At 34.5% G+C, this 22680-nt stretch carries 17 protein-coding genes and 1 CRISPR repeat array; of the genes, 4 read left to right on the top strand and 13 right to left on the bottom strand.

The features are described 5' to 3' along the window. Nucleotides 1–12 precede the first annotated feature (12 nt). Nucleotides 13–462, bottom strand: a complete 450-nt coding sequence (locus LDX54_RS01725; RefSeq protein ID WP_046324303.1) for a DUF3290 domain-containing protein — start codon at nt 460–462, stop codon at nt 13–15. Nucleotides 463–687: 225 nt separating this feature from the next. Then, the gene (locus LDX54_RS01720) at nt 688–1440 is read right to left on the bottom strand and encodes a PAS domain-containing protein (protein ID WP_265667051.1); all 753 of its coding nucleotides are present in this window, start codon (nt 1438–1440) and stop codon (nt 688–690) included. Nucleotides 1441–1604: 164 nt separating this feature from the next. On the opposite strand from LDX54_RS01720, the gene LDX54_RS01715 reads away from it, so the two are divergent. Together LDX54_RS01715 and LDX54_RS01710 are read left to right on the top strand one after the other, a co-directional pair. Then, nucleotides 1605–2519, top strand: coding sequence for a proline-specific peptidase family protein (locus LDX54_RS01715; RefSeq protein WP_122025658.1), 915 nt, complete (start codon nt 1605–1607; stop codon nt 2517–2519). Nucleotides 2520–2978: 459 nt separating this feature from the next. After that, entirely contained in the window at nt 2979–4226 is a 1248-nt protein-coding gene (locus LDX54_RS01710; protein ID WP_265667052.1) for a glycosyltransferase family 2 protein, read from the top strand. Nucleotides 4227–4323: 97 nt separating this feature from the next. Here LDX54_RS01710 and LDX54_RS01705 read toward each other — a convergent pair whose 3' ends face one another. The 6 genes from LDX54_RS01705 to LDX54_RS01680 form a co-directional block, all read right to left on the bottom strand. Then, nucleotides 4324–5481 (bottom strand): MFS transporter, encoded by a 1158-nt coding sequence (locus LDX54_RS01705; RefSeq protein WP_281214433.1) that lies wholly within the window; start codon nt 5479–5481, stop codon nt 4324–4326. A gap of 674 nt (nt 5482–6155) precedes the next feature. Beyond that, nucleotides 6156–8435: direct repeats of the CRISPR family, unit length 36 nt; unit sequence GTTCTAATCATCATTGATCTAACAATCATCTAAAAC. 32 nt (nt 8436–8467) lie between these two features. After that, entirely contained in the window at nt 8468–9136 is a 669-nt protein-coding gene (csn2, locus tag LDX54_RS01700; RefSeq protein WP_265667054.1) for a type II-A CRISPR-associated protein Csn2, read from the bottom strand. Further along, nucleotides 9133–9438 carry a CRISPR-associated endonuclease Cas2 gene (gene cas2, locus LDX54_RS01695; protein ID WP_046324298.1) on the bottom strand — a complete coding sequence of 102 codons (306 nt, stop codon included), beginning with the start codon at nt 9436–9438 and terminating at the stop codon, nt 9133–9135. Before cas2 ends, csn2 begins: the two co-directional genes overlap by 4 nt. After that, on the bottom strand, nt 9416–10327 hold the full coding sequence (cas1, locus tag LDX54_RS01690) for a type II CRISPR-associated endonuclease Cas1 (protein WP_265667055.1): 912 nt from the start codon (nt 10325–10327) through the stop codon (nt 9416–9418). Before cas1 ends, cas2 begins: the two co-directional genes overlap by 23 nt. A gap of 223 nt (nt 10328–10550) precedes the next feature. After that, nucleotides 10551–14738, bottom strand: coding sequence for a type II CRISPR RNA-guided endonuclease Cas9 (gene cas9, locus LDX54_RS01685; RefSeq protein WP_265667056.1), 4188 nt, complete (start codon nt 14736–14738; stop codon nt 10551–10553). Between the two features lie 166 nt (nt 14739–14904). Next, complete coding sequence (locus LDX54_RS01680; protein WP_174794912.1) at nt 14905–15813, bottom strand: L-lactate dehydrogenase; 909 nt, start codon at nt 15811–15813, stop codon at nt 14905–14907. Nucleotides 15814–16007: 194 nt separating this feature from the next. On the opposite strand from LDX54_RS01680, the gene LDX54_RS01675 reads away from it, so the two are divergent. Then, complete coding sequence (locus tag LDX54_RS01675; protein ID WP_265667057.1) at nt 16008–16949, top strand: aldo/keto reductase; 942 nt, start codon at nt 16008–16010, stop codon at nt 16947–16949. 135 nt (nt 16950–17084) lie between these two features. Here LDX54_RS01675 and rpoN read toward each other — a convergent pair whose 3' ends face one another. The 5 genes from rpoN to LDX54_RS01650 all read right to left on the bottom strand — a co-directional run bounded on the left by rpoN (nt 17085) and on the right by LDX54_RS01650 (nt 21768). Beyond that, nucleotides 17085–18356: an RNA polymerase factor sigma-54 gene (gene rpoN / locus LDX54_RS01670; RefSeq protein WP_265667058.1), complete on the bottom strand. Its 1272-nt coding sequence runs from the start codon at nt 18354–18356 to the stop codon at nt 17085–17087. Nucleotides 18357–18628: 272 nt separating this feature from the next. Then, nucleotides 18629–19399 (bottom strand): class II aldolase/adducin family protein, encoded by a 771-nt coding sequence (locus LDX54_RS01665; RefSeq protein WP_174794905.1) that lies wholly within the window; start codon nt 19397–19399, stop codon nt 18629–18631. Between the two features lie 218 nt (nt 19400–19617). Further along, the gene (locus tag LDX54_RS01660) at nt 19618–20970 is read right to left on the bottom strand and encodes a PTS transporter subunit IIC (protein WP_265667059.1); all 1353 of its coding nucleotides are present in this window, start codon (nt 20968–20970) and stop codon (nt 19618–19620) included. Between the two features lie 22 nt (nt 20971–20992). After that, nucleotides 20993–21313 carry a PTS galactitol transporter subunit IIB gene (locus LDX54_RS01655; RefSeq protein WP_174794903.1) on the bottom strand — a complete coding sequence of 107 codons (321 nt, stop codon included), beginning with the start codon at nt 21311–21313 and terminating at the stop codon, nt 20993–20995. Beyond that, nucleotides 21310–21768 carry a PTS sugar transporter subunit IIA gene (locus LDX54_RS01650; protein WP_265667060.1) on the bottom strand — a complete coding sequence of 153 codons (459 nt, stop codon included), beginning with the start codon at nt 21766–21768 and terminating at the stop codon, nt 21310–21312. Before LDX54_RS01650 ends, LDX54_RS01655 begins: the two co-directional genes overlap by 4 nt. Nucleotides 21769–21930: 162 nt before the next feature. Between LDX54_RS01650 and LDX54_RS01645 the strand changes: the two genes are divergently transcribed. Beyond that, the gene (locus tag LDX54_RS01645; protein WP_238786746.1) at nt 21931–22674 is read left to right on the top strand and encodes a DeoR/GlpR family DNA-binding transcription regulator; all 744 of its coding nucleotides are present in this window, start codon (nt 21931–21933) and stop codon (nt 22672–22674) included. Nucleotides 22675–22680: the final 6 nt, after the last annotated feature.

The following is a 22680-nucleotide window of genomic DNA, read 5'->3' as shown; positions in this document are numbered from 1 at the left end:
ATTATTTCCCTCCTAATTCTTTATGTCGACCGTGTGGTTAATCACATGAGCCTGCTTTAAAGAATATGAATTGTTGTCATCATTTAATTCCAGCTGATAGTCAATATCTTTTGAGTCAACTCTGACGATTAAACCGTTTTGCAGTGTAGTAGAACTGACCATCACATCTGAAACCGGTACATTGTGATCTTTAGCAACTGATTTTATAAATGGTGCAATTTGCTCAGACTGAGATTTTACTACGTTCGTTTGCACGTATTTTTCGTATTGTGTGCCCATAAATAAAAGTAAAAATAAGAGTGCAATGATCCCCAAATCACGGTAGCGGGTATCGAATCTGTGCCTGAGATACAAAACAGTGAACGCGATCATTGTTAAAGCCGCAACTGCAATCAAGATGTAGAGAATGGTTTTACTAGTATTTTGATTTTGCTCAATATATTTAAGTGTGTAAAAAGTCATAACATAATTACCTCTATCAAAAATAATTTATTCTAGTTTTCATAAGTTAATAGCAATAGCAAAATCACATATTAACTAAATTAAATATTATCAAATATAGCTAAAATTGTTCGCTTCCTCCCTACCAGCTTACCTTAACTGTGTTTATAAGCCTACATATTATTAGTATAACAAAAAAGTAGTTAGAACCTGTCTAACTACTACTTATAAATATTTAATTTAAACTTAGTTTTGGGATGCGCCTGTGGCCGTGTCCGGCTCAGTTTCATTCTTGACCTCTTCTTCTGCAGCGGCCGCTTCGGCTTTAGTTGAAGCTCCAGTTTGAGCATCAGGATCAGAATTACGCCTGTACGTAGCTCCTGTCGTAGCATCCGGATCGACCACCAACTTTTGTCCGGTTGTTTCACAGAAATATTTTACTAGTGGATATAGGTCCTGTACCCATTCATAAATACCGGCATAGTTACCTTCATCATCTTCAACACGCTTGTAATAATGTAAAACAAGTTGCTTAAGGTTTCCCGTTGGTACAGGCATATAAACAGCATTATGACCAGCTTCCTTCGTGCGCAAAGCATGAACAACTTTTTTAGCTTCGGGAATAACATCGCGAACATCAGGATGAACTTCTCCCATGGTATTTCCTACTTGTGCGGGAACTCTCTTAGCCTTCATCTTGGCGTTAGGATTAACCGGACGATTATACCATAAGAATTGGTTATTATCATCTACAAAAGTTAGTTCGCCAATTGTGTTACGCAACATCCAGTTAATTTGATTGACTGTTAATAATCCACTGTCAAGCTTAACATAATCGTCTCCTGTGGCAGCATGGGTCTTTTCTGCTGCTTTATCAAGCCAATCTGGATCCTCTTTTTTAAGCCCCTCTACTGTATAACGGCTTTTGCCTGTAGCATCAAAGTCTTCTTTTAAATATTCATCAGAGTTCATATCTTTTAACCATTTGGGTTCAGCCATTTTTCATTCTCCTTTATCATTATTTACAATAGTAAACCAATTGTAACACGGAAGCGCTTATTTTTAGGCATCTTTTTAAATTATCCTTTATCTGAGATTTATTTTTCTTTCTATCATAATGAGCTAAAATAGATAGTAATAGATAAAGTTTAAAGGAGAGAATTATGCAAACTGGGACAAAGATTATTACATTAGATAATGGTTATCATTTGTGGACGAACACTCAAGGCCACGGAAATATCCATTTATTGGCTTTACACGGTGGCCCCGGAGGCAATCATGAATACTGGGAGGACACTGCTGAACAACTGAAAAAACAGGGGTTGGACGTACAAGTAACTATGTATGATCAATTGGGTTCTCTTTATTCCGATCAACCTGATTATTCTGACCCTGCTATTGCTAAAAAGTATTTGACCTATGAGTATTTCCTAGATGAAGTTGATGAGGTACGGCAAAAGCTAGGTTTAGACAATTTTTACCTCATCGGTCAAAGCTGGGGTGGCCTTCTAGTCCAAGAATATGCCGTCAAATACGGTCAACATTTAAAAGGCGCAATTATTTCTTCAATGGTTGATGATATTGATGACTACGTTAAAGCCGTTAATCGCCGGCGCCAAGAGGTTTTGCCCCAAACCGAAATTGACTTTATGCATGAATGCGAAAAGAATAATGATTACGACAATGAACGCTATCAAGAAGACGTTAATATACTAAACATTAACTTCGTTGATCGTAAACAACCGTCTAAGCTATACCATCTAAAAGATATTGGCGGTACTGCCGTTTACCAGGCATTTCAAGGTGACAATGAATTTGTAATTACCGGAAAACTAAAAGACTGGCATTTTAGGGATCAACTTAAAAACATTAAGGTGCCGACACTGCTAACCTTTGGTGAAAATGAAACAATGCCGATTGCCACCGCCAAAATTATGCAAAAAGAGATTCCTAATTCTCGCCTAGTAACAACTCCTGATGGCGGTCACCACCACATGGTTGATAATCCTGCTGTTTATTACAAACATTTAGCTGACTTTATTCGTCAAGTGGAGGAAAACACCTTTAAAGGAGAATAACAACATCTTCCCAAGTCAAATACCAACGCAAAGAAAACAAGCAAATGGTTGCTTGTTTTTTACATGCAACAATAAAGATTTAAATTACATTAATTTTTAAAAATCATGTTTTGAAAATTTTAGCGATTCATTTCACTATGCTTATAATTAAAATAAAATAACAATGTAAAGAAAAAATATATTTTTAAATAACCATACCATTGTCTAATCCACTTATTATATTATTATTAACAAGTGGATTAGGGAAAGTAATTAGACAATAAAATAATAACTAAATTTTTATTTTAATTAAGCTAAAAGCTTTAACCATGGGCTTTTATAATAAAGGTATACGTATTGCTTTATAAATATATTATTTTTAACAAACATATAAAAATAATATTTTAAGTATAGACCAATTCATGTTATTATAAACTTATAGTTATTGATAGTATCAAAAAATAACTGGAGGATAATAAAATGAAATTATTGATAGCCATCATACTAATTATAGGTGGTTGTTCATACATTCTTGATTTAATCTGGACGCTGTGTCTGACATTTAGCAGTCGTGTTCGACAGGATAGGTATGGCGAGCGCTGCCGCGATTTTGATACTATGTTTTTGTTAATCCCCGCGATGAATGAATTTCAAACTTTACGCAAAAATATACCAAAATTATTAGATGTACAAAAACAATGTGACGATTTTATCAAACTTAAGCTAGTATTTATTGATGATGATTCAAGCGATGGGACCACTACTCTACTGCAAAAGTATGCCTACCATCCTGATGTCATGGTTGTACATCGCACTAAACCTAATGCGCAACAAGGAAAGGGGCCAGCACTAGAATATACAGTCAAGCGCATTGCTAAGATGAACTACCCCGAAGACAAAACAATTATTGGTGTTATCGATGCTGACAGTATTCCAGGAAAAAAGTACTTAAAGGAAGTTGTATATGCCTTTAATCATTCCCACTATGATTTAGTGCAAACACGCGTGAATATTTACAATTTGCAACAAAATATTGCGGTGATGCAAAATTTTGAATTCACTGTTTATAATTCTCTTTTACAAATGGCAAGAACTAGCTGGGGCTCATCTTTAGCTTCAGGTAATGGCCAATTTATGACTTTAAAAATGACTAATGACGTTGGTTGGTCATCATCACTACTCGAAGATTGCGAATTTTCAATAAAAGGTCTATTTAAAGGCTATCGTGGTACTTTTATAAATAAAGTAAGTATTGCACAAGAAGGCGTTACTGGATATAAGAAGTTAGTTCGCCAGCGCACACGTTGGTGCCAGGGCGGATTTCAATGCTTGAACAAATATGGCAAGCAGATAATTAAATCATCTGCCATTCCATCAATGTTTAAAGTCTTTGTAATAGCGTTTTTGACTATTCCCGCAATTTCCCTTTTAGTTACGCCAGCCGCAGGAATTTCACTAATAATATTACTAATTTATATGAAAACTAACGTCTGGGCTAGTTTAGCAGTTATTGGCGGTTTGCTTTTCATTGAAGTCTTGACAAACATTTTGTTAATTATAAAACAATGGCGACAAGCCAGGCTTGACTTCCCATTAAGATTCTCTTATTTGGTCAGAATCATTATCATGTTTGATGTCTATAGATGGTCTCTGGCAATAGTACCGTATAAAGCTATAATACGGGCTATGTCTGGAGATGAATCATGGTCAAAAACTGCTCATGATTAATATTTATCCTAGTGACCTATACCAACTGTGAAAGGTTAAATTTTCTTTATGGATATGATTAGCTCAAAAGAACTGCTTAACAGTTTCTTATTAAGTTTTACTCATTATGTTTCTTTTTAAGCGTGAGCAGACAAGCGCTAAGCGCTGTGACTGCCAAGAGTGCAATTGCGGAAACTCCAATGCCTGATCTTGAACCTATTTTTTTGGCAACAAGACCACCTAAAAGAAAGCCAAAAGAGTTTACCCCAATTAACACTGTTTTATAGATACTTGTAACTCGACCCAGATATTTTTGCTCAACTTGCTGTTGCCTATTCGTGATTATACTAATATTGATGATGGATTCAATAATTGCAATAACTGCAATAGCTAAAACTAATACCAATACGTTCTTAGACAAGGCAAAAACAGCACGAAAAAGAGCGCCTGTAAAAATTAGCAGTGTAAACAACAAATTAAAGCCAACTCGTTTATTTAACCAATTAACAACCAAAGTACCGATTAAGGCACTAATAGCTGCAATTGCGGAAACAATTCCGATATTTCCAGAGGAAAGGCCTATTTGCGTGCGTAATATTATGAGACTATCGTTATCAAAATTTGCTGAAGCAATATTAACTAGTGCGGCCAGTATTAATGGATATAAAACAGAGTGAAGACTAAGAGTATAATTCAAGCCCTCTTTTATATCCATTTTTACTGTTTTAAGTGCTGGCTTCAGGTCTGCTAGTCCAGTAAAGGAAGTGTTCTGGGAGCGCAGATTTATCATTTTTTCCAGTAAAAGACTAATTAAATAGAAAACGGCACAAATAAGAATTAAAATACTGTGCGAAACAAATTGATATAAGACGCCACCTACGATAGGCAGTGCAAAATTAGCTACATATTGTATGCCGTAAACCAGACTGTTTAGTTCAGAGAAATCTTTCTTTTCAACCAAAAAAGAAACAAAGGTAATTTCTGACACTGTATTAAGTGTATTGGTGACGCTGACAAAGAGTGAAACTGCATAGATAATAAAAATCGTGCAATCTATTGTTAAATGCAATGCAATCGCGGTAGCAAAAACTAGATAACTGATAAGTCGAATTAAATCACTAAAAATTAGAATTTTTTTGACATCGAATTTATCTGTGAGCGCACCTGCAGGGAGGCCAAGAACCAAAAAGGGCAGGGTTTGAATTACAGAGATTATTGACAAATGAATTCCATTTTTAGTGATATCAAGTACCATCAATGGTAATACAAATGCCATTAACGCACTGCCGAAGTTATCAGTAATTACTGACAAAAGATATAGTCTGTTGTTTCTACTTTTTAGTATGTTTTTCATGTGAATAAGCTTACCTTTTTAGTTTATACCTGCATAGTGGAAGTCACATATAAGGAAATAGAATATACCTGTCTATTTTGTCGCTATTATCATGTGTGATTAATTAGCAGATTTATTATCTGTTACTACTTATCTTTTCATTATCAATATGATTTCTTATAGAATTTCAAGTATCAAAAAGATTTAAAAATGGGTATACTAAAGATACTTCAAAAAAGCGCCTTTTTGCAAGTTAAATATTTGTTTAACAGATAACCCTTATTAATGTACAGCTTGTTGATAATCATAGATTTGATTTGTGTGAGCCAAATGCATGATTGTACGATTTAAATGGTTAACGTAGGCTATTTGAGCTACCAAATCCTTTTTTTGGAATATGGTGGCTCTTTTGATTTGCAGTAATAGTCAACTAGATAATTGTAAATCTTGCCTTGATTCGACACAAAGTAGAAAAATATATAAATTTCATTCTAGTTCAAATAATAAAGACTAGGTTTACTGACAATAAGCTTCTGTCATCTTTATAAAATAGTCTATGAGAAAATGCTTGTTACTTTATCCATTTTTATATAGCTGCATTCATAGTGGTAGTAAATACTTGGGCTGTCATTGGTCTAACAATCATCTAAAACATATCCCTAAAATGCTAGGTGGTGTTCCTTGTTCTAATCATCATTGATCTAACAATCATCTAAAACATTCGGCACGCGAACTGTTGACGCTTGGCGGTTCTAATCATCATTGATCTAACAATCATCTAAAACATCGCCGTAAGTTACCGCACCCGTTACTTTGTTCTAATCATCATTGATCTAACAATCATCTAAAACCGCCTAGTTTATCCTTGATCCATTTAATTGGTTCTAATCATCATTGATCTAACAATCATCTAAAACACCAAAGCTACTCGTGCCTGGGAATTAATTGTTCTAATCATCATTGATCTAACAATCATCTAAAACCAATTTTATCGTCCGTCATTTCTTTAATAAGTTCTAATCATCATTGATCTAACAATCATCTAAAACTATCCACAAAAACCGTGCATATCGCATTATGTTCTAATCATCATTGATCTAACAATCATCTAAAACCGTTAATTGACCTAGAAACCTACTACAAAGGTTCTAATCATCATTGATCTAACAATCATCTAAAACCTTATCTAGCGCTTTGCCAAAGCCTTTGGAGTTCTAATCATCATTGATCTAACAATCATCTAAAACAAACCTATTGATGAAATTTTTTTGCCTAGGGTTCTAATCATCATTGATCTAACAATCATCTAAAACCCAACGTAATTGTGTAATTGGATTAGTCCGGTTCTAATCATCATTGATCTAACAATCATCTAAAACTTACTTTGCAGGTGTCAAAACCCCGCCTACGTTCTAATCATCATTGATCTAACAATCATCTAAAACATCGCCAACCCGATTAACCTCACCTAGATTGTTCTAATCATCATTGATCTAACAATCATCTAAAACTTGGACAAGACGACTTACCTAGCTGTCCTTGTTCTAATCATCATTGATCTAACAATCATCTAAAACTGCATCTAGCACGCTTTTAAGTAGGTTATCGTTCTAATCATCATTGATCTAACAATCATCTAAAACCGCACGTGTGTGATTCAAGTGTTGCTAAATGTTCTAATCATCATTGATCTAACAATCATCTAAAACTTTTCTAGAGTTCTGTATTGAATATCAAGCGTTCTAATCATCATTGATCTAACAATCATCTAAAACTTTAACAATGAAAAAGAAATCGATGAATAAGTTCTAATCATCATTGATCTAACAATCATCTAAAACTAATTATTGAATTGACCTGGTTAATTGATTGTTCTAATCATCATTGATCTAACAATCATCTAAAACTCTAAAATCATCCAGATTTTGTCCATCAAGGTTCTAATCATCATTGATCTAACAATCATCTAAAACCTGAATTGCTGTTGCTGTGACTGACCGCATGTTCTAATCATCATTGATCTAACAATCATCTAAAACTATCTGCTTTGCCTCATCAGGATCATAAATGTTCTAATCATCATTGATCTAACAATCATCTAAAACAATGATACCTGTTGGAATTGAAAGAAATAAGTTCTAATCATCATTGATCTAACAATCATCTAAAACTGGGAAGTAGGAGGTAAAGCGAATACTTATGTTCTAATCATCATTGATCTAACAATCATCTAAAACCGGTAAAAGACCCCAACCCTCCAAAACCAAGTTCTAATCATCATTGATCTAACAATCATCTAAAACCCGTTCTAATTTCAATTTTTGCAAACGAATGTTCTAATCATCATTGATCTAACAATCATCTAAAACTTATTGTTTGCTTTAAAACACGACAGCTCCGTTCTAATCATCATTGATCTAACAATCATCTAAAACTACAAGGACAAATTAACCTTACAAAGTCAAGTTCTAATCATCATTGATCTAACAATCATCTAAAACAAAGAAATACACGAAAGACTTGTTCGCGTTGTTCTAATCATCATTGATCTAACAATCATCTAAAACCTATCAATTATTTTTTCGAAGTCTGTAATTGTTCTAATCTTCATTGATCTAACAATCATCTAAAACTTACATAAGTTTTGCAATTTGAGTAATCAAGTTCTAATCATCATTGATCTAACAATCATCTAAAACCTCTCTGGTTGTTTTATAGGTTTGGTTTAAGTTCTAATCATCATTGATCTAACAATCATCTAAAACTAGCATTCTGGTTAACTTTTACAAGTTGAGGTTCTAATCATCATTGATCTAACAATCATCTAAAACACAAGCCAAGGGTAGAGATTACAGCAATTTGTTCTAATCATCATTGATCTAACAATCATCTAAAACCGATATTTTATAATCTAATTTTAATATTGTTGTTAATACCAATCGATTAGATCCTTATCAATAAAATAAAAAGGTATGTCTTTAGGTATTGCTAAACTTTCTTTTGTCGTGAATTCAATTACAACCAAAATCAAATTCATTTCTTTGACAAGACTAGCTAACTCTTGCCATTCCTGTTTTTCCAAGTAATGAGCTACATTACAAATAACAGGAATAGTTTTTAAATCACATGTTTGGTGAATTTTTAAAACTGTTTCTATTATACCATACGGACTAAGCAACATTGATTTATCCAAATGTATCTCTGTCAATTTAAGTAGCTTCTTTAAATCTTCATCAAAATTAATTGCTAAAGGTAAATCTTCAAGTAAAAGTGAATCCTGTAAAATCGTCTCTAAACTATAAAATGATTTAATCATCTTGTTACGATTTTCTTCGTCTAAATTTGTCAAATAGCTATTTACAATGTGCGGCATATACTTTTTAGTGATATCGCCACTAAGTAATGGATCGCCAATGAAATCAAACGTCTTGCCGATATCAAGAGGATTATAATTATCCTCTGAGCAAAGCAACATTTTATTTTTTCCTTGAAATCCTTGAATTATATCACAGTAAGCTATTGGACTTTGCAAGCCAATGATTTTTATACCAGGATCCTTAAACACCCACTTTTTATGAGTTGTATAAGTTAAAATCATAAGATAATCGTCCTATCTGAAGTATTACGCACATCGTCAATTGGTTTGCCAAGTAAAAAATGCATGTCATTATATTGCTTTTCTGTTACCATAAGTGACTGCACTAGTCCTCCTCGAGGTAAGAACTTTTTGATACGATTTTCTAAAAACTTAGCCGTTTGTCTAGTAACACAGACTCGCACATATACTGAAAATTGCACCATTAAAAAGCCTTCATTAATCAACTTTTTATGAAATTGGCGATATTCTTTTCGTTCTTGGGCTGTTTCCGTGGGCAAATCAAACATTATCATTAAGCGCATTATTCGGTACCTCATTTGTCAAACTCATCTCCATTTCTGGTAATTTTTTACTTTCTCCATTAAGAAATTTTAAACATTCTCGTACATAAATTGTAATGGCATTTGTCAAAAGTGTCTTTTTACCGTTAAACTTTATTTCCAAGCTTAAAAGTTCAACTAAACCGTACTTAATATCTGGTGTCAGCTCTTTGATTTTTGCATGAGCCTTAACCCAATAGTCAACAAACGGTCGAAATGGTTCCATTAAATCCGAAGCCAAATTAAATTGGTTTTCTTGTGAACAATGGTGAATACCAAAATAAGTCAAATAGCCATTCATTACAATTTCACGGTTAAAACTAGAAAGCAAAATGGCATAACCATAATCTAGTGCTGCATTAATGGCACTGGTATCACGTCTAACAAAATTCTTATCGAATAAAAGCATAAAATATTTACGGGCCGCAATTGCTTCTCGATTGCTTTCATCATTAATTTCCAGCTGGTCCAGTTCACTTTGAACCTCATCTTTATCCAAATGATAATTAGCTAAAACTGCAATCTGATTTTTGATCTTTTGACTAACTATCCTTGTCCACAACACTTCTTTTAAATGTTCATCCCAATTAAACTGCTTTTTTAGCTTGGCCATATTTCTGGCTCCTGGATAATAAACAGCCGTTTCAACCACTGGATTGTCCTTTTCATCAACAAATATAACTTTGGTTTGATTTTGCGCCAATTTACTAATGAGTGCACTGGTAATCACTGCCTGTGTAGTTGAAACAAGCAACAGATTAATATCCTCAATTGGAATTTGATTAATGCCATCACGAGTTTGGACAATCATCATTTGCATTGAATACGTTAATTTCGCATGTTGCGTGATGATTACTGATCTCCATCCCATATTTCCTCCTTGTATTTTTGAAAATAAATGTTATACTGTAATTGTTGGTTAGCTACCAACGATCTAATCATTATTGATCTAACAACCAGATTTAAAATCAAACAATGTATCTTTGAGATACTAAGTTTCAACGCGGTTATTACCGTCCTGCCTCAGCTCTATAGCGGAGGTTTTTTTATACACAAAAATAGGGAATCGGATTATTGCGCTTCCCTATTTTAGTTTATAAATCGGCTATCCTAACCCGTTTTTCAAAAAGTCCTGTTGGCGACTGGAAAATTAATACTGCATTGGGTGACAAAGTTATACCAGAAGACGATTGCATTTTACCAAATGGAGTTTTAATTCCCAAGTTCTTCAAATCTGGATTAACCATATTATCATGTAACCCATCTAATACTTTACTTAAAACAATTTTTTTATCCTTAACAGTCAAATCAATAAATTTAGTTCTACCATTATGAAGGCTTGCTCTAAACTTATTGGCATCAAACAATGGCAAATATTGATCGACTTTTTGTAATATCTCATCATAAGCATTTATAAGAAGTTGTTTTTCATCTTTATAATCCTCTTTTTTTAGATTATCAGTCACTACTTTCATAGTTTTATGAGAAAGTGTTAATTGCTTAGCATTGGCAAAATAACGCGCAGAGTACAACATGAATTTTTTATCGCCGTCCAAGACGACTTGCTTAAAGTGAACATGGTCTTTTACTATTCTGAAACCTTTAACTCCCCGCTTAGGTTTACCATTTTTATCGAGCATGATCTGGGGCTCTAGCACTTTGCGAAGTTCTTCCTGATAATTTCCTTGCTTTTTGGCCTGGTTTAAGCTTGCAAGAGCGCGCATCGGGATTCCAATAACTTTATAGATAGATTCTTTTGCTTTCTCAATCTTGACAATTGCCATATATGCATCAGTGTTGCCGCTATAGCCACCATAAATTTTGGTATCGAGCCGATTACATTTAGGAATTAGCTTTCTAGTTTTCTTACGATCACGCTCCCCGCGAGGATAAACAGTCATGTTAAACATACTACTATCTTCAGTCGTAGTTTCTCTTGAGACTAGCATGTATTTATAATTATATGCTTTACGTAATTTGTCAAAAATGTCTGGATGCTTATAAAAGACTATCCGATGGCTAACATTTTCCCTAATTTCTTCTAGGGCTTTACGCTTAGAATTATCTTTTTGCAGTAAAGGCCACAAGAAATTTTGTAACTTTAGATTTTTAAGAATATCTTTTTCCAAATTTTTGTCTTGACTAAATTTTTTAAACTGACCATATACAAAATATGGCCGAAGTTTAGGATACACCTGATATAAAAAATTCCCACAAACTATAGTTAAATAGGCATCAATAGCATGATGATAATCATTAACTTCACGACTCTTATATAAATCTAAACGCTGACGCAAAGCAGAGTTGTCACCAGCCTTAACTGTAATAATTTCTGCATCTGGATATTTATTTTGTAAAATAACTGATACTAACTTAATAATTTGACTTGTTTCTACCAGCTGCCTATTAATAAAATGTTTTTTCTGCTTATCAATATCCTTTCCAGGATTAAATAGCAAATTATTTAATTTTTGTTCATTAATTAGTCCGTCTGCATACCACATTTTCCACATTTCTGGAATAAGCATTTTTGAACCAACTGCAACTTTAGTTCCAAACACTTTAAGAGCATACCGGTTACCTTTTTCTTGATTTAATTGAGTTCTAGTTAGTACACGATTATTAAATGAATCATCTTTAATAATTGTCTGTGGCAAGATATGATCTATTTGATAATTTTTAGGAATATCATCTATATCTATTTTTTCACCTGAATATGCATCTCTACCTGCCTGCATGAAATATAAGAAATATTCATCTTTAAGTAATTTACGGTTAACTGTATATTCTTCTAATTTGTCAGTTAGATTCTGGTCTACCAATTCGCTAGCAGTTTCTTCATAGATTTTAAGCAACTTAGTGCCACGTATATGAGATAGCTTTAAATTTCTCTGTGGTTCTCGTGTAAATTCAATTGCAAATTGGTCTGGAGTCTTTCCGCCAGCAGCTTTAACAATATCGTTAACAACCTTAATTACCTGTCTAATCGCCTTTTTATTAGCCGGCGAAGTATAGGCATCTGCCAAAATTGCCTCAACACCATTTTCCTGAGTAACGTCCTGGTTTTCTTTAGCAATTGCTTCTTTAAACTCGGGCTCCGTCACAATTTGCATAAAATTCTTTTGGCTAGTCCATAGTTTATTCATAATATTATGACCTTTTGTGTCATGTAATTCAACTAGGAGCTTACGCGATAATCTGCCCCAACCTTGCAAGCGCCACGTTGAAATTGCTTTAAACTGCTTAGGAGTTAGCCACTTAAATTCGTCCCTTAATTTTTCTTGAAAAATCTTTTTATCCTCAAAAATAGATGAATATTCAATTATTTTTTCAAAATCTTTTTGATATTGGGGATCTGCTAATTCCATATCAAACACATGTAAGTTTTTGAGATGATAATAACTCGACAGACTTGAATTAAATTTGGTTGGATCTGCTAATCCCTTAAGTTCCACAGTCGGTAAATGCCTATTATTCTTTAAATAATTGATTAATTGATCACTTTTAACGTTTTTATTCTTTTTAAAAAGATCGTTAAAAATTCGTTGCTTGAGGCCTATGCTGATTTTTCCACCATTAACCTTAATTTTATTAAGCTCATTTAAAACTTCAAATCTTTGATAAAGCAAACTATTTGCAGGTAAAACATCTTCACCTAAAAGATAGGTATCCTTGATAGTCATCCGCTTAATAAACTTGTTGGCAGATTCTTGCCGGTCTACTTTTTGCTCGAAATTCCAGGGGGTGATCTGGCCATCTTCTTTTCTGACCATCCAAGCAAAGCTCTTACCGGAAGTCTTTTCCTGTTCATCAGCTGTAATCATTGGGCCCACATAATAAGGCACTCTGAATCTGACCAGTTCATCCAATTTGTATGGTGCTTGTTTACGATGATCTTCTACCGGATTTTCTGCAGCTAAGAAGGGGTAATACTTACTTTGATTAGCAATAATCTTATCCAGTTCGATTTGATGCAGTTGAAACGGAATTACACCATTACTGTTCGTCCTCTGCTTAGGCATAAAATTATCGGCAGCTATCTCTTGTGCAATCTTATGAGCGAGTTCAGAGTCATCTAGGTTATCTTTAACAGTTTTATAAAAATCTTCTTTAGTTAAAGTGCCATCCTGCTTAAATTCAGTCTTAGCTTCCAACAAATGACCATGACGATTATTAACGTATAGATCATAGGCTAACAGCAACTTTTTAGCTATACTGCGATCCTGCAAAGTGTCGATATACGCTTTTAACAATTTGTAATCTTGATGATGTTTATTATATTTTTCTACCATAGATTGTGATAAACTCTTGTTTTCATCAACAATGGTACTTAATGTAATCGCGCTAAACAATTTTTGAATTTCAGCGACAATAGTCTGATCATTTTCATCAAGATCCGGCAGTAAGGCATCCAGCTTATCATCGGCATCCGCATCCGAAAGTTTAAATTCCCATTGCGCCTTGTCGCTTTTATCGATTTCTTTGCCTAAGACAGTTTCAAATTGAGTTTTGTAACCCATGATGGCGTTAGCAATCTGCTTGGCCACATTTTTCTCTTCCCTAGCAGTTGAATCTGTTAATAACTTGGCAATTTTTTTGACCTTGTCCATCTTATAAACGGTTTTGTCTTTATCTTTGCCGCGAATAACAGCTTCAATATCCGCAGAGTTTGCCACATTTAATTCAATAGGACTTTGATCTTCAACTATTTTTTCCGCAAAAGCATTGTTGATTTTCGATAAAATAGGACCTACTTCAATTTTAGAAGCTTCAAAGTCTTTAACAGGTGTATCCTGCAAAAAATTACCGCGATACTTAACGATGTGGTGGATGGCTAAAAATATTTCACGCAAATCAAATTGACGATCTTCCCTCATTAGTGCGTCGCGCAAATGATAGATCGTCGGATATTTTTCATAAAAATCATGATCTGCCTTAGCTGTCGGAAAAACAATGGCCTGGTATTTTTTTCTGCTTTTATCTAATGGTGACACCCAAGATTGATGCAGGCGCACAAAAAAGCCTGGATCCACTTCAGCCATCGGCTCCGCAAAAATCTCTTCCAAAAGTCTTAAGCGCCACTTTCTGCGCTTAAGGCGTCTTCTGGTGGTTCTAAAACCGCGACGATCAGCAGCAGAATGTCCTTCTTCAAATAAATGTGAGCCAATTGCTGTTTTTCCTCTGAGCTTTAATAAATTATTTTTCTTATCAGTCACGGCCCAGCCGCAAGAATTGGTCCCGATATCGAGACCCAGAATATAGTCATCTATTCTTTTCTTCATATTCTTTCTCCTTACATCATTTATTACTATAAGAATACCCCTTATAACCATAGAATTCACTACAATTTTTAAAATAATATAAAAATGTTGACTATTTTGACCATAATTTTTAATAAATAAATCAAAAATAGTCCCAGAAGATATATAACTCCTGGGACTTATTTCATTATTTATTGGCTTTTTCTTTAATTGTTGCAGCAGAAGCCTGTAACTTCTTTTCTTCTTCATCTGTGAGTGTCAATTCAACAGTTTGAATAATACCATCACGACCAACAATTGCAGGATAAGACAGGTAAGTACCATATTTTTCCTGGTAATTTGAAACTGGCATTTCAGTATGGGCATCGCTTTGAATAGTTTCTACTAAGCGAGTCACAGCCGCTGAAATTCCATAGTTAGTATATTGCTTGCCCTTATATACTGTTTGACCACCAAACTTAATCTCGTCATTTAAGTCTTCAAGCTTTAAGTGCTTTGCTTTAGCTACTTCAGTAATTGGCTTTTCCAAAACTTTGACTGTTGACCAAGCCGTAAATTGTGAATTACCATGTTCACCCAAGTTAAAACCTTCTACTGAACGAGGATCGACATTCATGCGCTCACCAACTGCACGCTTCATACGGGCTGTGTCTAACAGAGTACCAGTACCAATGACGTGCTTGCGCGGTAAACCAGTTAATTCCTGATACATATTAGTAATTGCATCTACTGGATTAGTAATAGCAAGTAAGATACCGTTGAAGCCACTCTTCTTAATTGCTTCCGCAATAGCTCCAATCCGCTCACGGTTGTAGTTCAATTCGGCGAAACGTTCACCGCCTGCTTCCAACTCAATGTTTCCAAAAGCACTAATTACAATATCTGCATCTTTGAGGGCCGAATAATCATTGATAGTAATAGTAGTGTGGTGCTTCAAATTTGCCATGGCATCTTGAAAATCAAGCTGATCAGCTCTAACCTTTGCTTCATTAACGTCAATCATAACGAGATCGTCTACCAGACCAGTTAATATCAGCTGTTGTGCTACCGTACTGCCAACGTGACCGTCTCCGATAATTCCAATCTTATTACTCATAATTTTTCCCTCCTATTGTTTTTAAAAATATTAAAAAATTATGTAAGATCTATTATATACAAAATTATGATAAAAATAAAATATTTTTTAAAAAAATATTAGTTTTTAGTTATCATTGCTAAATGTAAATTAAAACCCACACTTTTTTAAAATTATAGGTAAAGAAAGCGTATACTAAAGAAAGGAGGTACATTATGAGACAAATTAAAATAGGTAATACTAACTTCACCGGTTCTGCCATTGCACTGGGAATTATGCGCATGAACAAACTGAGCGTTGACGAAGCTGTTAAAACGTTGGAAACTGCTCACGAAGCAGGAATTAATTATATTGATTCAGCTGATATTTACGGTCATGGCAAATCTGAAGAAATCTTCGGAGCTGCCTTTCAAAAGTCAGCGTTAACTCGAGATGATTTTTATATTCAATCTAAAACTGGTATTTATGAAAATCCTAAATTGGACTACAAGACAACCAGGTATGATTTTTCTAAAAAGTATTTGATTACTGCCGTAGATGGTATTCTTTCCCGGATGAAAATTGACTATTTAGACAGCTTGCTGCTCCACAGACCAGATGCTTTAATGGATCCAGCTGAAGTTGGCGCTGCCTTTGATGAATTACAAAGAGACGGCAAAGTGCGCCACTTTGGAGTTTCAAACTTTAATCCGATGCAAGTTGACTTACTGCAAAGTGGAGTCAGTCAAAGATTGTTGATTAATCAATTGCAATTAAGTGTGATGCACACAGGACCAATTGATTTTAATATTCACACCAACATGACGGATGCACGTAGCATTGACCACGACCGAGGCGTTTTAGACTATTCACGTTTACACAACATGACTGTTCAGGCCTGGTCACCTTTCCAGTACGGTCAAATTGCGGGCAATTTTATTGGCAATCCTAAGTTTCCAGAAGTCAACAAGGCTTTACAAAAAGTAGCTGACCAAAAAGGTGTTTCTAAAAATGCAGTTGCGGCTGCCTGGATTTTAAGACACCCGGCAAATACCCAGGTTATTATTGGAACTATGACACCAGCCCACATCATTGATAGTGCTAAAGGAGCAGATATCTCACTTACTGCTCAAGAATGGTATGATATTTATCTGGCTGCAGGAAATGATTTACCTTAAAAGTAATTTATAAATTTTAAAAATCCTGACATAAATAAAGTGCTCCACAATAGTTAGACATTTATCTGGCTATTAGGAGCACTTTTTCATCACTAAATATTCGACCGCTTTGAAAATTAAAGTTGTTTACAAAATTTAATCTGTTGGCTTGGCCTTTCTACTATAACTATTCGGTATATTGAGTTTTTTGCGGTATTTGGCAATTACACGCCGACTTAAAGTCACATCATGTTTGGCAAATATTTCTACCAGCTGTTGATCACTTAAAGGAGCACGGGCATCTTCTTTTTTTATGATCTGTTGCAGGTCATATTCTATACGCGCTTGGGATAAATCGGTCGTCACTTCCCGTGGAAAAAGCATTTTCAAACTAAAAATCTTGTTCTGACACTGAATATATTTGTCTTTAATCGCCCTGCTGATAGTACTTGGTGCTAGACCCAAAGCTTGAGCAGCTTCTTTTAAACCAAGTGGCTTTAATTCACGTCTTTGCATTGTGGTTAAAAAGTTACGTTGAAATTTACCAACATACTTACCCAGCCGCATAATGGTTTTCTGCCGTTCTACAATTGCGTTTTTCAGTTCGAGATAGTGTTGCTTTTGCTCAGAAAAATATTTATTTTCATCTGACTGCTCTTTTAACTCATGATAAGCTTTTTCGTCAAAAACCATCTCTGGTATTTGCGTTTGATAACTTTCAACTGTTAGGCGCCCATCCGTTATCCGATAAATTAAGTCCGGAAATAAATACTGTATATTATTTTCAACGACATAATCGCTAGCTGGAGTAGGATCCAGTGTTTGGATGCTGGCAAGAGCATCATTTAATTCGGATATTGAAAACTTAGAGTTAGGCCATTGTTTGGGATCAGCCAGCATTTCCAGCTGATTATCAAGTAAAATTTCAAGAGCTACAGGATTAAAATCTGCTTTTTGCATTGCTTGTTGCAACAGGCATTCAGTTAGATCCGCGGCACCGATACCACAGGGATCAAGACTTTGCAATAAATCCTTAGCCCTTGTCAACTTCTCCAGTGAAAACTCTGTTTGTTCGGCAATTTTAGCTAAGTCTACCCTTAAATAGCCGTCTTTATCAAGCAGATAAATTAAAACTTTAACAGCACTTTTTTCCCAATTGTGCCAGTCGCTCAAGTTAACCTGCATTAATAAATGATCAATCAGATTTTCACCTTCGGGCGCCCGCAACCATTCCAAATTTTGCATTTCACCTTTGGGTTCACGCAAAGACACAAACGGGTTGCTTAGGCTCAACTCCTTCATAGCATTAATTAAGTCATAGGTACTGTATGAGAGCACAGTTAGATTTTGCTTTAATTTAGGCGACAAGAAAAGCCGTGTTACTAACTGCTCTTTCGGCTTTAATACCATTTTTTGCAATCGTGTCATCGGCTATTCTCTCCTTTTTATTAAGAAGTAATTACTATTTAATTATACTACACCTATCAGTCCTAAAAAAATCGACAATACAAATATTCCTAACATAACCCAATTAATGTTTACTCTTTTGCTGTCACTATTTGTGACCTTCTTCTACAATGTTACATTAACCAAAAAACCTGATCAAAATGATCAGGCTTACACTTGAATAATAGTTGCATTCAACGCAAAAGTATTATATTGTCAAAGTGGTCAAACTTTGTAAGAAGGGTACTATTTATTTAGTCGCCCTTTTTATTTTGCGCAGTTTTTTTATTATAGAGGGCTTTACCAGCTTTAACATCTTCCCATGTCCCAATTTTGGTTCCTTCTGAGTAATAACCGTCTAGCACACCTATTTGTTGGAAAACAGTCTGCTTATAAGCAACTTTAGCATTATATTCGGTAATATCAACATCTGCTAAAGACTTATGCAGAGCAGTCAATGGATCCATGTCCTTACCACCGGAGGTAAATAAAGTACCGTGAGAATTTAAAATGAACCCATTTCTTAAAGCCTTAGCACCTAATTTCTTTATTTCAGCGGAAACATATTCTGCCAGTTCTTCAGTGCACATTGGATGCCAATTTAAAGTACGAATTTCTTTTAACTTTTGAGTTGCTTCGGTTACATTTGGCATATTTAAGCCACTGGTACCCCAGAACATACATTGATCAGCATGTGAGTGAAAAACACACTTAATTTCAGGATTAGCATCATATATTGCTTCATGCATATTAATTTCTCTGGTAACCTTACCAGTGCCAGAAATCACTTTACGTGTATGAGGTTCAATGACAAGAATTTGATCTGCATTCAAGTAACCCATATAAGCTTCTGACATCATTGTTGGTGTCATCACATAAAAGAATTTTCCAGTTTCATCTTGAACCTTAATACTGATATTACCACCAACAATGTTAGTGTCTCTGCGTTCCATTACTTCACGGACAACTTTTGCTAAATCATTTCGCTCGTATTCAAAAGGAATTCTTCCTGCAGGATATTTCATAAATTATTTTTCCTCCTCATTTTATTTTTAGTTGACATACTTTTTTTGGTAAAAAGGGTATCACTTCCCTTCTTGTTAATTAGTAATCCTAAAATAATAACGAAGACATTTATCCAATAAATTTTAGAAATAATTGCATAACTGAATAAACCAAATGTTAAAAAACTTAAACAAGTCCAAAAGACTTTTTTGTTCATTAATTTATCCATTATTTAGTCCTACTTTAATTTACTGTATTTAAGGGATGGAATTGGATTTTTCTTAAATGAACGATAAAGTAACCAGAAAAGAGCAAGTAATGCAATTAAGCCAATAATTGCCCAAATATTACCTCTTCCTGCCCATGCCATCACAAATCTCAATTCGGGAGCTTCAATTGAACTCCATGATACTTGTGATCCTGCAGGTACTTTAATAGAAGTGCTGGATTTTGCTAATTTTGTAAAGATATTAGCAAAATATGATGCACCGTAAAGAAAAACAGGTTCATAGATAATACCTAAAACAAGCATTCTCAAAAGATTACCACCAGTAAGAAGCAATCCACCTACACCAATACAGTAATTGATGACACCTGCAATTGGGAGAATAGTATTACCAGGCAAAATCGCTGCATAAACAATTGATACTGGGATCATTAACACCATAGTTACCCATAACTCGGTACTTTGTCCCAAAATAGGCCAATCTAGTCCGATTGAGAACGTTCTACCTTTAACGTGTTTTTTCATAAAGTCACTCATAGTAGAACCAAATGGAGTTAAAGCATCCATGAAAAACTTTGCCATAACTGGAAAAATAGCCATGACAGCACCAACAGTTACGGAAAGATTAAGTGCGTCACCTATGCTGTAACGACCTGCTAGCGCAAGAACTAATCCAATAATTGCTCCCATTGTCACTGGTTCACTGAATACACCAATTTTACGTTTTAATGAAGAAGCATCCCATTCACGATTAAAAATTGGTATATAATCCATCAATTTATTAATAGGAGACATTATAATTGCCGTAAACGCTTCAATGTGAGTTACAGTAACTCCCTCATAACCAAGCATATTGGCAATTTCTTTACTCCACATATCACCTAATTTCAAACAAATTACAACTTGGATAGCTCCACAGATGAAACCCCAGATTAAACTGCCAGAAATTTGATAAACCATATAACCAGTTAAGGCGATACCCCATACATTCCACATATCGGCATTCATTGTATCCGTCATTTTAGCCAATAGCATGACCAGATTGACTACAATTTCTACTGCAAAAAACAGAAAAGCTAATGTCCAGCTCCATGTAATAGCAGCAGCACCAGTCCAGCCAAAATCAACTGCTGGCAGATTAATACCAGTATATTTAGCTAACGCTTTAGCCGCTGGACTAACAGTTTCAGTCAATTGATTAATGGCCATTGACATCCCAATAAATCCGGTACCTAAATAAAGACCTGAAAGTATCGCTTTAGATGGTTTCATCCCAAAGATTAATCCCAAAATTATAATTAAAATTGGAATCAAAACCTGAGCACCAACTCCCAAAATTCCTTGAACTATACCGTTCCAATCCATTTAACTCACCTCTATTTACAGATTATTTTGCCTGTTTAACAATATCCGCCACTTTTTGATTGGCTTCTTCCTGCCCCATTCCGGTCAACCAGGGCAAACCCACCATTCCTACAACGTTGTTGGCGTCAAGGACTTCCTGCAGTTCAGCATCAGCTTGTGCTATACCAACATAAATAATGACACTGCTATCATTTTCAATTGTTGTCTTGGCCTCACCAATTGGCTCAGGTGTAGCCTTCGCCAATTGATCTAAACCATTTTCTGTCAAATAATCATTAATTTTATTTGCTACTTGGGGACTGGTAGCAACACCAGTTCCACAACAAACCAAAATAGTTTTCATTTTATTACCTCTTTAAATTTATTTTTGACAATTTGAAGCATATCTTTAGTGTTTCTTGTTTCCATATAAAGTTTGACAAAATCCTTATCTTGAAATGCAGATATTATTTGTGCTAATAGTTCAGGTTGTTTTGACCCGTTTTTAAGGCCTAAAAATAAGAAATCATTAGCATCCATGTCTGCATTATCTCCCATTTGTTTAAGCTTTAATGGCTTAATGGTACGACCAATATAAATAAATGGCTTTTCAACATATTGTGGATCAACATGTGGTAAGGCTAGTGAAACCTGTGGAAATTTAAGTCCAGTTGGATATGAAAGCTCCCTCTTTTCCAAATTTGATATGTATCCAATCCTGGCAAAATCAAGTTTAATTGCACGAGAACCAACTAAATCAAAAAGTTGTTCTTCTGTTTCAACTGAAATATTTAAATCAATTAATTTTTGATAAAACACTGCAAGACCTCCTTTCACTTTGAATACGTTTTCAATATAATACTAAGTTTGAACAATGTCAACCTTAATTTAACAAAGTATAACAAAGTTGAACTTTATATGTTATAAAATGTTTGATATACTACTAAAGTAATGATAAAATCGGTAAAAAGAAGTGATTATTTGAGTTTACAAGAAAAAAGATTAACAGAGATAAACATTCTGTTACGTAAAACCGGTTTTATGACGACAGTTGACATTGCTAAAAGTTTGAATGTTTCTTCAATGACCGTAAGACGTGACCTAAAGCGTTTAGAAGAACAAGGAAAAATTACAAGAATTTATGGCGGTGCACAAAGTAACTCTCGAACTGAGTCAACTACAAATGAAAAATTGCAAAAAAATATTTCTGAAAAAAAAGAGATTGCTAAATTATTAGCAAAGCAAGTAACTAATAATTCAACAATTTTTTTAGGGGCCGGTACAACTTTGTTAATGTCTGTTCCTTTATTACTTTCGAAGAATTTAACTTTTGTAACTAATAGTTTGCCGGCATTTAATGAAATTAATAAAAGTAAATGTCGTCTATTTTTGACAGGTGGGGAACTACATAGGAACACAGAAGAATTTTTGGGTGAAAAAGCTGAAAACATCTTTGAGGGTTTAAATTTCGACTATGCATTGTGCTCAACTAATGGGATCTGTGATAATAGTGTAACTACTAGTACAATACCCGAAGGAAATATTCAAAATATAGCAATTTCCCATGCAAAAATGTCTTTCATAGTGGCAGATCATACCAAACTAAATCATTCTGATATCATCACCTTTCGTGATCTCGATAAATTTGATCTTTTGGTTACGGATCCGAAAGTTACTCCTGAAGATGTTAAAAAATATTCAAAATATATTAAAATCATACATTAACTTATA

It is taken from the genome of Lactobacillus sp. IBH004, assembly GCF_026185255.2.
Classification (GTDB): domain Bacteria; phylum Bacillota; class Bacilli; order Lactobacillales; family Lactobacillaceae; genus Lactobacillus; species Lactobacillus melliventris.
This window is presented reverse-complemented; position numbering and strand designations above follow the sequence as displayed.

Coding starts and splice junctions, on each gene's coding strand:
- LDX54_RS01725 (WP_046324303.1), bottom strand. CDS start 462: ATGACTTTTTACACACTTAAATATATTGAGCAAAATCAAAATACTAGT.
- LDX54_RS01720 (WP_265667051.1), bottom strand. CDS start 1,440: ATGGCTGAACCCAAATGGTTAAAAGATATGAACTCTGATGAATATTTA.
- LDX54_RS01715 (WP_122025658.1), top strand. CDS start 1,605: ATGCAAACTGGGACAAAGATTATTACATTAGATAATGGTTATCATTTG.
- LDX54_RS01710 (WP_265667052.1), top strand. CDS start 2,979: ATGAAATTATTGATAGCCATCATACTAATTATAGGTGGTTGTTCATAC.
- LDX54_RS01705 (WP_281214433.1), bottom strand. CDS start 5,481: ATGGCATTTGTATTACCATTGATGGTACTTGATATCACTAAAAATGGA.
- csn2 (WP_265667054.1), bottom strand. CDS start 9,136: ATGATTTTAACTTATACAACTCATAAAAAGTGGGTGTTTAAGGATCCT.
- cas2 (WP_046324298.1), bottom strand. CDS start 9,438: ATGCGCTTAATGATAATGTTTGATTTGCCCACGGAAACAGCCCAAGAA.
- cas1 (WP_265667055.1), bottom strand. CDS start 10,327: ATGGGATGGAGATCAGTAATCATCACGCAACATGCGAAATTAACGTAT.
- cas9 (WP_265667056.1), bottom strand. CDS start 14,738: ATGAAGAAAAGAATAGATGACTATATTCTGGGTCTCGATATCGGGACC.
- LDX54_RS01680 (WP_174794912.1), bottom strand. CDS start 15,813: ATGAGTAATAAGATTGGAATTATCGGAGACGGTCACGTTGGCAGTACG.
- LDX54_RS01675 (WP_265667057.1), top strand. CDS start 16,008: ATGAGACAAATTAAAATAGGTAATACTAACTTCACCGGTTCTGCCATT.
- rpoN (WP_265667058.1), bottom strand. CDS start 18,356: ATGACACGATTGCAAAAAATGGTATTAAAGCCGAAAGAGCAGTTAGTA.
- LDX54_RS01665 (WP_174794905.1), bottom strand. CDS start 19,399: ATGAAATATCCTGCAGGAAGAATTCCTTTTGAATACGAGCGAAATGAT.
- LDX54_RS01660 (WP_265667059.1), bottom strand. CDS start 20,970: ATGGATTGGAACGGTATAGTTCAAGGAATTTTGGGAGTTGGTGCTCAG.
- LDX54_RS01655 (WP_174794903.1), bottom strand. CDS start 21,313: ATGAAAACTATTTTGGTTTGTTGTGGAACTGGTGTTGCTACCAGTCCC.